Below are 9636 nucleotides of genomic sequence, written 5' to 3' on the forward strand. Positions count from 1 at the left end.
GCGGCCTCGGCCAGCGCGGCGGCCTCGGCCGGACTGTACGGGGGCGTCAGCCGGGTCTTGACGCGCCCGGCCACGGGCTCCTTGGCGATGAGCACGATCTGCGGCAGGTGCTCGAACGTGGGACGACTCAGCTTCCTCAGTCCTTCCGTGCCGATGACAGCAGGTGATCGCCGCGGGACCGCCGTACGGCCCAGCCGGCCAGCACGACGAGGGCGGCCACGGCGTACGCGGGGGTGCCGGGGGTGCCCGGGGCCGCCGGGCCGGCGGTGTAGGCGACCGCGCCGGCCAGGGCGACGCCCAGCCACTCCCACCGTCCGTCCAGCGCGGCCAGGGCGACGACGAGCAGCGCGTACCAGGAGTAGCCGGGGGTGAACAGCAGCAGGAGGGAGCCGCTGACCAGCAGCGCGCCGCGGCAGGGCCGGTCGGCGTCGCCGTACCGCAGGACGGCCAGGACGACCAGGACGAGCAGCGCGACCGCGGCCCAGGGCGCCCACCCGTCCGGCACGAACAGCCGCAGGACGGCATATCGGTTCCCGCCGCCGGGCCCGTCGTAGCGCTCCTCCTTGAGGTAACCCGGCAGGTAGCCCGCCACCGAGGCGCCCGAGACCAGCACGTACGGCAGGTAGGACAGCGCGATCACGAGCCCGGCGGGCCCGACGACGCCGAGCACCCGCCGCCAGGCCACACCTCCACCAGAGCCTCCACCCGGGCCCCCGGACAGCACCCCGGACAGCACCCCGGACAGCACCCCGGACAGCGCGCCGGGCAGCGCGGTCACGGGCAGCAGCTTGGCCGCCACGGCCGCGCCGAGCAGCGCGCCGCGCCCCCGCACGGCGGTGAAGGCCAGCACCACCAGCAGCACGCCCAGCATGTCCACGTGCGCGTTGTTCACCGCCTCCACCGGCACGGCCGGGCACCACGCCCAGTACGCCGCCCGCCGGGCCCCCGCCGCCCGGCACAGGATCGCCAGCACGGCCACCGCCGCCGCGAAGCCGCCGAGCTGGAGCGCCTTGTGCCGCACCCCATCCGGCGACAACCAGTGGACCAGCAGGAAGTAGCCCTGCGCGACCGGCGGATAGATCGTCGGCTCGGTGGGGCGGTTGATCCGGGTGCAGCCGCCGCCGGGCAGGGGCCACAGGGACGGGGCGTCGCAGGCGGCCGGGAAGAGCCAGTCGTCGCGCAGCCGGACGAGCGCCGGGTCGGCCGGCGGGTGGTCGTAGGGCGAGACGCCGGCGGCCTGCACGCGGCCGTCCCAGGCGTACCGGAAGGAGTCGGTGCTGCTGCTCGGCGGGGCGGCCAGGCCGGTCGCGGCGAGCGTGATCCCGCCGGCCAGGACCAGGACGGCCGTCCGCCGCTCCGGCAGCCGGGCGGCCTGCCACAGCGCGGCCGCGAACAGCGCCCAGGCCGCCAGGTACCAGCCCAGGTGGGGCGGGCCCGTCACCAGCCGCAGCACCACGGCCGCCAGGGCGGCGAGCGTCCCGGCGGCCGCCGTCGTGTTCCGGTTCACGGCGGCAGCCTCGCATCCGCAGGCCGGTCCGGGGCCGCCGCGGCGGTTCACGTTCGTCGTTCGTAAGAACCCTTACGAACCGCGAACGCGGCTTCGGTCCGCCCGGCCCGGCGGTTACCGTCGGCGGCGTGAGAGTGATGGTCACCGGCTCGGCCGGTTTCATCGGCGGCCACGTCGCCGAGGCCCTGGAGGCGGCGGGTCACGACGTCGTCGGCCTCGACACGCGGACCGGCGCGGACGTGCGCGACGCCACGGCCCTGGACGCGCTGCTGCCCGGCGTCGAGGCCGTCGTGCACCAGGCGGCCAAGGTGGGCCTGGGCGTGGACGTCTCCGACCTGCCCGCCTACGCCTGCGTCAACGTCTTCGGCACCGCCGTGCTGCTGGCCGCCATGGCCAGGCACGGGATCACCCGGCTGGTGCTGGCCTCCTCGATGGTCGTCTACGGCGAGGGACGCTACGCCTGCGCCGCGCACGGCGACGTCCGGCCCGGTCCGCGGACCGCGGACGACCTGGACGGCGGCCGGTTCGAGCCGCCCTGCCCGCGCTGCGGCGAGCCCCTGCGCTGGGCGCCGATCGAGGAGGACGCCCCGCCCGATCCGCGCAACGCCTACGCCACCAGCAAACTCGCCCAGGAACACCTGGCCGCCAACTGGGCCAGGGAGACCGGCGGGACCGTCGCGGCCCTGCGGTACCACAACGTCTACGGGCCCCGCATGCCGCGTGACACCCCGTACGCCGGGGTCGCCGCGATCTTCCGCTCGGCGCTGCGGGCCGGCCGGGCGCCGGCGGTGTTCGAGGACGGCCGCCAGCTCCGCGACTTCGTCCACGTGCGGGACGTGGCCGGGGCGAACCTGGCGGCCCTGACCGCGTCCTTGCCGCCCGGCGGGCTGAGGGCCTGGAACATCGCCTCCGGCGCGCCGCGCACCGTGGGCGAGATGGCCCGCGTGCTCGCCGCCGGGTGCGGCGGCCCCGGCCCGCGGGTGACCGGCGGCTACCGGCTGGGCGACGTCCGGCACATCGTCGCCTCGCCCCGGCGGGCGGAGGCCGAGCTCGGCTTCCGTGCCGCGGTCGGGTTCGAGTCCGGGATGGCGGAGTTCGCCCGGTCATGACGATCGACGTGATCCTGCCCTGCCTGAACGAGGAGGCCGCGCTCGCCTGGGTGCTCGGCCGCATGCCCGCCGGCTACCGCCCGATCGTCGTCGACAACGGCTCCACCGACGGCTCGGCGCGGGTCGCCCGCGAGTTCGGGGCGCGGGTGGTCGCCGAGCCCGTGCGCGGGTTCGGGGCCGCCTGCCACGCCGGGCTGCTGGCCTCCTCCGCCGACCTGGTCTGCTTCATGGACGCCGACGCCTCGCTCGATCCCGCCCAGCTGCCCCGGGTGGCCGGGCCCGTCCTCGGCGGGGAGCTCGACCTCGTGCTCGGCCGCCGGCGGCCGAGCGGCGCCGGCGTCTGGCCCGGGCACGCCCGGCTGGGCAACGCCGTCCTGGCCCGGAGCCTGCGCCGTCGCGCCGGGGTGGCGCTGCGCGACCTCGGGCCGATGCGGGCGGCCGCCCGCGTGCCGCTGCTGTCGCTCGGGACGGCCGACCGCCGCTTCGGCTACCCGCTGGAGACGGTGCTGCGCGCCGCGGCGGCCGGTTGGCGGATCGGCGAGACGGACGTGGACTACCTGCCCCGCGCGGGCCGCTCGAAGGTGACCGGCACCCTGCGCGGGACGCTGCGGGCCGTCGCCGACATGCGCCGCGTCATGGCGGACGCGCGCCCCGGGGCCGGGCTCAGGCGCGGGGGCGTACATGATGACCAGGACGCCGACGAGGCAGATCAGGGCGCCGATGACGTCCCAGCGGTCGGGGCGGAACCCGTCGGCGACCATGCCCCACACCAGGGACCCGGCGACGAAGACGCCGCCGTAGGCGGCCAGGATGCGGCCGAAGTTGGCGTCCGGCTGGAGGGTGGCGACGAAGCCGTACAGGCCGAGGGCGACGACGCCGCCGCCGATCCACAGCAGCCCGCGCTGCTCGCGCACGCCCTGCCAGATCAGCCACGCGCCGCCGATCTCGGCGAGCGCGGCCAGGGCGAACAGCAGCAGTGAGCGGATCATCGTCATGACGGTCAGTACATCGCATCCGCGAGGGCGGCGGCGGGCAGGGGGCAGCCGGGGGAGAGGGGCAGGTCTGCGGTCATGTCCCGACGGTAACCCCGTACCCGGGTACCGGATTCAAGGGGCGGCGGGAACTTGTAGGGTAGGAGGGGGACACGATTGGACAAAAGGGAGGCAAGGTGCGCGAATTCCGCTCCTGCCTCCACTTCCCGTCCTGCCTCCACCTCGCGCGCGAGCGGCACGCCCGCCCGCTGCGCCCGCTGGAGTTCCGTCCGGTCGGCACGAACGGCTACGTCAGCACGTGGGGCGTGATCGCGGGCATCCGCCCGCCGCAGGTCCGCTGAGCGCCCGCACCCGGACGTGATCCGGGTGCGCGGGTCGCCATGAGGCCCGGGCCGCACATAGGCGGCCCGATCGTTACCCGTACCGTCCTGGAGTTCTCCCTTCATGTCTGCCTCCTCGCGGATCATCACTGCCCTGCGCTCCGACGCGGTCGGCGGCGTCCTGCTCATCGTCGCCGCCCTGACCGCGCTGGCCTGGGCCAACTCGTCCCTCGCCGGCTCCTACGAGGCCCTGCGCACGTGGTCCTTCGGCCCGGAGTGGCTGGGCCTGCGCCTGAGCGCGCAGGCGTGGGCCGCCGACGGGCTGCTGGCGGTGTTCTTCTTCATCGTCGGCAACGAGCTCAAGCAGGAGCTCGTGCACGGCGAGCTGCGCGACCCGCGCCGCGCCGCGTTGCCCGTGGTGGCCGCGCTCGGCGGCGTGGTGGTCCCGGCGCTGCTGTTCCTGGCGGTGAACGCCGCCGCGCCGGGCGAGGCGGCCCGCGGCTGGGGCGTGCCGATGGCCACCGACATCGCCTTCGCGCTCGCCGTCCTGGCCGTCGTGGGCCGCGGCCTGCCCGCCCCGCTGCGCACGTTCCTGCTGACGCTGGCGACCGTGGACGACGTGTGCGCGGTCGTCGTGATCGCCGTCGGCTACACCTCGGGGCTGAACCTCGCCGCCCTCGCGGGGGCCGCCGCCGCGCTGTGCGTGTGGGCGTACCTGCAGCACGGGCGGGGCCGGGCGGTCACCGCCGTGCGCCGCGCGCTGCCCGCGTGGCTGCTGTACGGGCCGCTCGCCGTGCTGATCTGGGCGCTGGTGCACGCCTGCGGGGTGCACGCCACCATCGCCGGCGTCGCGATGGGCCTGCTGATGCGCACCAGCCCGCGCGCCGGCGAGCAGGAGCCGCCCTCGCAGCGCGCCGAGCACGCGTTGCGGCCGTTCTGCGCCGGGGCGGTGCTGCCGGTGTTCGCGCTGCTGTCGGCCGGGATCTCCCTGTCGGGGGCGGGCGGCTTCTGGACGGGGACCGTGACCTGGGGCGTGCTGGCCGGGCTGCTGGCCGGCAAGCCGCTCGGCATCGTCGGCGCCGCCTGGCTCACCGCGCGCCTCACCAGCGCCCATCTCAACCCGCGGCTGGGCTGGAGCGACATCGCCGGGGTGGGCGTGCTGGGCGGCATCGGCTTCACCGTCTCGCTGCTGATCGCCGAGCTCTCCTACACCGGGCCGGCCCACCTGACGCAGGCCAAGGGCGCGATCCTGCTGGCCTCGGCGGCGGCGTCCGTGCTGGCCGCCCTGATCCTCGGCGCGCGCGTCCGCCGGCACCGTACGGCCGGGCAAGCGGCGGCCTAACCGGGCAGCGCGGCGGCCAGGCGGGCGGCCAGGCGGGCGACCGCCGCGCGCAGTTCCGGCCCGCCCTCGACGCGGAAGGGGAACGGCACGGCCGGCAGCCACTCCTGGGCGTACATGGCCGGGTTGCCCGTGCTGCCGACCAGCACGCAGCCCTCGTCATGCGGTTCGAGCCGTCCCATGGGCGGGTGCACCCAGGGCGCCACCTCGGCCAGGGGCGCGCCGAAGACCACGCGGGCCGCGTACGCCCATCCGGCGCCCAGGTTCTCCTCCAGCGCCGCCACCGGGTCCAGCCCGTCGGGCGGCCGGAAGCCGTGGACGGTCTCGTGGACGGCCCGGACGCGGTCGACCCGGTAGGTGCGGATCGCGCCGGCGCGGTGGGAGTGGCACAGCAGGTACCAGCGCCCGTACCGGACGACGACCGCCCAGGGGTCGACCTCGGCCTCCCACTCCGTGCCCGATCCGCTCCGGTAGGCGATGCGGACGCGCCGCCGGGCCGCGGACGCGGCGACCAGCGCGCTGGTCACGGCGACGCCGGGACGGGCCGCGTACCGGTCGGGCGCGGCGGAGGCGTGCTCGCGCAGCGCGGCGGCCTGCCGTCCGACGCCTTCCGGCAGGGCCCGGATGACCTTGGACAGGGCGGTGCCCACCAGGTCGTCGGGGTCGGTGGCGGCCGGCTGGCCGTCGAACACCGCCATGACCAGGGCCAGCGCCTCGGGCTCGGTGAAGGCGACCGGCGGCAGCCTGGTGCCGCGGCCGAGCCGGTAGCCGCCGTAGGGGCCTCTGGCCGACTCGACGGGGATGCCCGCCTCCCGCAGGATCCCGACGTACCGGCGGGCGGCGCGCTCGGTCACGCCCAGGGCCGCGGCCAGCTCCCCGGCCGTCACGCCGGGACGCTGCCGGAGGACCTCCATGGCGCGCAGGGCCCGCGCGGTGGGGCTGAGTTCGGTCGGCACCCGAGCAGATTAGAGCGGTTCCGGCAGGTACCGGAAGTAGAACGTCCGGAATACCGCCTACCGTGTGGCGTCATGACCGACTCCCGGGAAGACCCGCACGTCGAGGACGTGAGCGTGCGGCGGGCCACGTTCACCCGGCTGCGCGTGCGCGACGTCCGCGTGCGCGCGGCCGACCTGTCCGGCGTGCGGGTGCGCGGCGCCGAGCTCGTCGACGTCGAGATCAGCGGCGAGCTGCGGAACGTCGTGGTGAACGGCGTGGACATCGCCCCTCTCGTCGAGGCCGAGCTGAACCGCCGCATGCCCGAACGCGCCAAGATGCGCCCCGACGACCCCGAAGGCTTCGGCGAGGCGTGGGCGATCCTGGACCGCCTGTGGGCGGGCACCCTCGCCCGCGCCGCGACGTTCCCCGAGGCGGCGCTGCACCGCAGCGTCGACGGCGAATGGTCCTTCGTCCAGACGCTGCGGCACCTCAACTTCGCCTCGGCCGCCTGGGTCGGCCGGATGATCCTGGGCGACCCCTCGCCGTGGCACCCGCTCGACCTGCCGTGGGACGAGGCGCCCGGCTGGGACGGCGTCCCGTGGGACCGGGCGGCCCGGCCGCCGCTGGCGGAGGTGCTCGCCGTCCGCCGGGACCGCCGGGCGATGGTCGGCCGGGTCGTCGCCTCGCTCACGCCCGAGCTGCTCGCCTCACACGTCACCCGCGACGAGCCCGGCTGGCCGCGGCTGGCCGGATTCCCCCTCAAGGAGTGCCTGCACATCGTCCTGCGCGAGGAATGGGAACACCGGCTCTACGCGGAACGCGACCTGAACGCACTGGAGAAAGAAGACTGACATGGACATCCTGCTCATCGGCGGCCTCTGGCTCGACGCGTCCGCCTGGGACGAGGTGACGCCCGCGATCGAGGCGCTCGGCCACCGTCCCGTGCCGGTCGCCCTCCCCGGCCAGGGGGACGGGAACGCCGCCGCCACGCTCGCCGACCAGGTGGCGGCCGTGCTCGCCGCCGTGGACGCGGCCGACGGAACACCCCTGGTGGCCGGCCATTCCGCGGCGTGCACGCTGGCCTGGCTGGCCGCCGACGCGCGGCCGGACAAGGTGGGCAAGGTCGCCTTCATCGGCGGTTTCCCCGCCGCCGACGGCGACGCCTACGCCGACTTCTTCGAGGCCGTGGACGGCGTCGTGCCGTTCCCGGGATGGGCGCCGTTCGAGGGGCCGGACGCGGCCGACCTCGGCGAGGAGGCCAGGCGGAGGTTCGCCGCCGCCGCGGTCCCCGTCCCCGAGGGGGTGGCCAAGGGCGTGGTGCGGCTGACGGACGAGCGGCGGTTCGGGGTGCCGGCCGTCGTCGTGTGCCCCGAGTTCAGCCCCGCGCAGGCACGGGAGTGGATCGACGACGGCGACGACGCGGAGCTGGCCCGGGTCAAGCACCTCGACCTCGTCGACCTCGACTCCGGGCACTGGCCCATGTTCACCCAGCCGGTCGAACTGGCCCGCCTCCTGGCCGCCGCGGCCGACGGGACGCCGGACGGCTTGGCCACAAGGTAACCCTTCGTGTCCGAGGGCTTGACCGAGGGATGACGGGTCCGGACGCGTCCGGTTCATAGCCTTGTGCAATGGCAAGGCTGACATGGAGGGCCAAGTCGGTCCTGGTCGCCGTGCTCGTTCTGGCCGGCGGGGCCGCCGCCGCGGCCGGGGCCGTGTTCCTGAGCATGAGCAGCGAGGACGGCGCCGCTCCCGAGCCGGTGGTCGCGTGGCTGCACGGCTCGGGCTCGACCGCGCAGAAGGGCGCCATGGACGCCTGGACCGGCGAGTTCCAGCGCGTCCACCCCGAACTGCGCGTCGTCTACGAGGCCAACGGCTCCGACCGCGGCATCGAAGACTTCATCGCGGGCCGCAGCGCGTTCGCCGGCTCGGACGTGCCGATGACCCCGGAGGAGCAGGCGCGGGCCGACCGGCGCTGCGGCGGCCGGGCCGAGCACCTGCCGATGGTCGTCGCCCCGGTCGCGGTGGCCTACAACCTGACCTCCGTGCCCGGCCTGCGGCTGTCCCCGGCGACCCTGACCGGCATCTTCACCGGGCGCCTCACCAGGTGGAACGCCCGCGAGATCGCCGCCGACAACCCCGGCCAGCCCCTTCCGGGCACCCGCATCCACGTCTTCCACCGCTCCGGCCAGTCCGGCACCACCCAGAACCTCACCGAGTTCCTGCGGGCGACCGGCGGCTGGCCGCACCAGCCGTCCAGGACGTGGACCGGCGCCGGCCAGGGCGTCACCAGCTCCAGCGGCATGACCCAGGTGCTCCAGCACACCGGGGACTCCATCGGCTACGTCGAGTACGGCTTCGCGAGCAGCGCCCGCCTGAGCACCGCGGACGTGCGCAACGCCGCCGGGGAGTTCGTCGCGCTGTCGCCGGAGAACGCCAGCAAGGCCCTGCAGGGCGCCACGGTCGAGAGCGGCGAGCGCGGGCTGGTGCTGACGTTCGACCACAGGCGGCCGGTCCCCGGCGCCTACCCGATCGTGCAGGTCACGTACGAGATCATCTGCGCGGGCCGGGCGGACCCGCTGGCGCGCGCCTTCCTCGGCTACGCCGCCGGCGACGCCGGCCAGTCCTACCTGGCCCTGTACGGCTACGCCCCCCTGCCGCACGACCTGCTCGCCCAGGTACGCGGCCGCCTGGGAGCGACGAGCTGAACGGCCCGCGGGATTTCCGGAATAGGGCCCGCCGGCACGATTAGCCGGCCGCATCCGGTGAAGAGAGGACGCCATGAACGCGAACATCCGGTCGCGGGCCGCATGACCGGTCCAGGCGACGAGCAGCCCGTGGTCCTCGCCCCCCTGGCGGCCGCGGAGCACAGCGAACTGCTCGACACCACTCCCGGGTTGTGGGTGGACGACGGCGACGACGACGATCCGGTGCTGATGCGGGCCGACGGGCGGCCGGTGGACACCTGGCGGCAGCACTACCCCTACGACGAGCGCCTGTCCAGGGAGATCTACGAGCGGGACAAGCGGCTGCTGCAGATCGAGCTGCTCAAGCTGCAGTACTGGATCAAGGCCACCGGCCGCCGGCTGGTGGTGCTGTTCGAGGGGCGCGACGCGGCCGGCAAGGGCGGCACGATCAAGCGCTTCATGGAGCACCTCAACCCGCGCGGCGCCACGGTGGTCGCACTGGAGAAGCCGAGCGAGCGCGAGCGCGGCCAGTGGTACTTCCAGCGCTACATCGCCCACCTGCCGGCCAACGGGGAGATCGTGCTGTTCGATCGCTCCTGGTACAACCGGGCGGGCGTCGAGCGGGTCATGGGCTTCTGCGACGTGCACGAGTACCTGGAGTTCATGGAGCAGGTGCCCCGCCTGGAGGACCTGCTCGACCGCAACCCCGTCGACGTGTACGGCCCGGCGATGTCCCAGCGGCAGCTCGC

At 75.3% G+C, this 9636-nt stretch carries 8 protein-coding genes and 3 pseudogenes; 8 read left to right on the forward strand and 3 right to left on the reverse strand.

Annotation, left to right across the window (positions count from 1 at the left end):
* Window positions 1-136: 136 nt before the first annotated feature.
* Complete coding sequence (locus ACWCSD_RS39470; protein ID WP_449922558.1) at window positions 137-1507, reverse strand: glycosyltransferase 87 family protein; 1371 nt, start codon at window positions 1505-1507, stop codon at window positions 137-139.
* Window positions 1508-1644: 137 nt separating this feature from the next.
* Between ACWCSD_RS39470 and ACWCSD_RS39475 the strand changes: the two genes are divergently transcribed.
* Both ACWCSD_RS39475 and ACWCSD_RS39480 read left to right on the forward strand, forming a co-directional pair.
* Window positions 1645-2616: an NAD-dependent epimerase/dehydratase family protein gene (locus tag ACWCSD_RS39475; RefSeq protein WP_449922564.1), complete on the forward strand. Its 972-nt coding sequence runs from the start codon at window positions 1645-1647 to the stop codon at window positions 2614-2616.
* Window positions 2613-2966 (forward strand): annotated as a pseudogene (locus ACWCSD_RS39480) (glycosyltransferase family 2 protein); the annotation flags it as partial. The gene ACWCSD_RS39475 and the pseudogene ACWCSD_RS39480, both read left to right, overlap by 4 nt.
* 321 nt (window positions 2967-3287) lie before the next feature.
* Here the strand turns inward: ACWCSD_RS39480 and ACWCSD_RS39485 are convergent.
* Window positions 3288-3611: pseudogene (locus tag ACWCSD_RS39485) on the reverse strand (YnfA family protein); the annotation flags it as partial.
* Between the two features lie 173 nt (window positions 3612-3784).
* On the opposite strand from ACWCSD_RS39485, the gene ACWCSD_RS39490 reads away from it, so the two are divergent.
* Together ACWCSD_RS39490 and nhaA are read left to right on the forward strand one after the other, a co-directional pair.
* On the forward strand, window positions 3785-3949 hold the full coding sequence (locus tag ACWCSD_RS39490; RefSeq protein ID WP_397164058.1) for a hypothetical protein: 165 nt from the start codon (window positions 3785-3787) through the stop codon (window positions 3947-3949).
* A gap of 103 nt (window positions 3950-4052) precedes the next feature.
* Entirely contained in the window at window positions 4053-5270 is a 1218-nt protein-coding gene (nhaA, locus tag ACWCSD_RS39495; protein ID WP_397164060.1) for a Na+/H+ antiporter NhaA, read from the forward strand.
* On the opposite strand, the gene ACWCSD_RS39500 is transcribed toward nhaA, so the two are convergent.
* Window positions 5267-6223 (reverse strand): helix-turn-helix transcriptional regulator, encoded by a 957-nt coding sequence (locus ACWCSD_RS39500; protein ID WP_358293426.1) that lies wholly within the window; start codon window positions 6221-6223, stop codon window positions 5267-5269. The genes nhaA and ACWCSD_RS39500 overlap by 4 nt on opposite strands.
* A 72-nt stretch (window positions 6224-6295) precedes the next feature.
* Here ACWCSD_RS39500 and ACWCSD_RS39505 point away from each other — a divergent pair, with 72 nt between their 5' ends.
* From ACWCSD_RS39505 to ACWCSD_RS39520, 4 genes and pseudogenes are all read left to right on the forward strand, one after another.
* Window positions 6296-7054 carry a DinB family protein gene (locus ACWCSD_RS39505; protein WP_449922560.1) on the forward strand — a complete coding sequence of 253 codons (759 nt, stop codon included), beginning with the start codon at window positions 6296-6298 and terminating at the stop codon, window positions 7052-7054.
* A gap of 1 nt (window position 7055) precedes the next feature.
* Entirely contained in the window at window positions 7056-7763 is a 708-nt protein-coding gene (locus ACWCSD_RS39510) for an alpha/beta fold hydrolase (protein ID WP_397164064.1), read from the forward strand.
* A gap of 68 nt (window positions 7764-7831) precedes the next feature.
* Entirely contained in the window at window positions 7832-8908 is a 1077-nt protein-coding gene (pstS, locus tag ACWCSD_RS39515) for a phosphate ABC transporter substrate-binding protein PstS (protein WP_449922562.1), read from the forward strand.
* Between the two features lie 102 nt (window positions 8909-9010).
* Window positions 9011-9636, forward strand: a pseudogene (locus ACWCSD_RS39520) (polyphosphate kinase 2); the annotation flags it as partial.

This window comes from Nonomuraea sp. NPDC001684 (assembly GCF_053596515.1).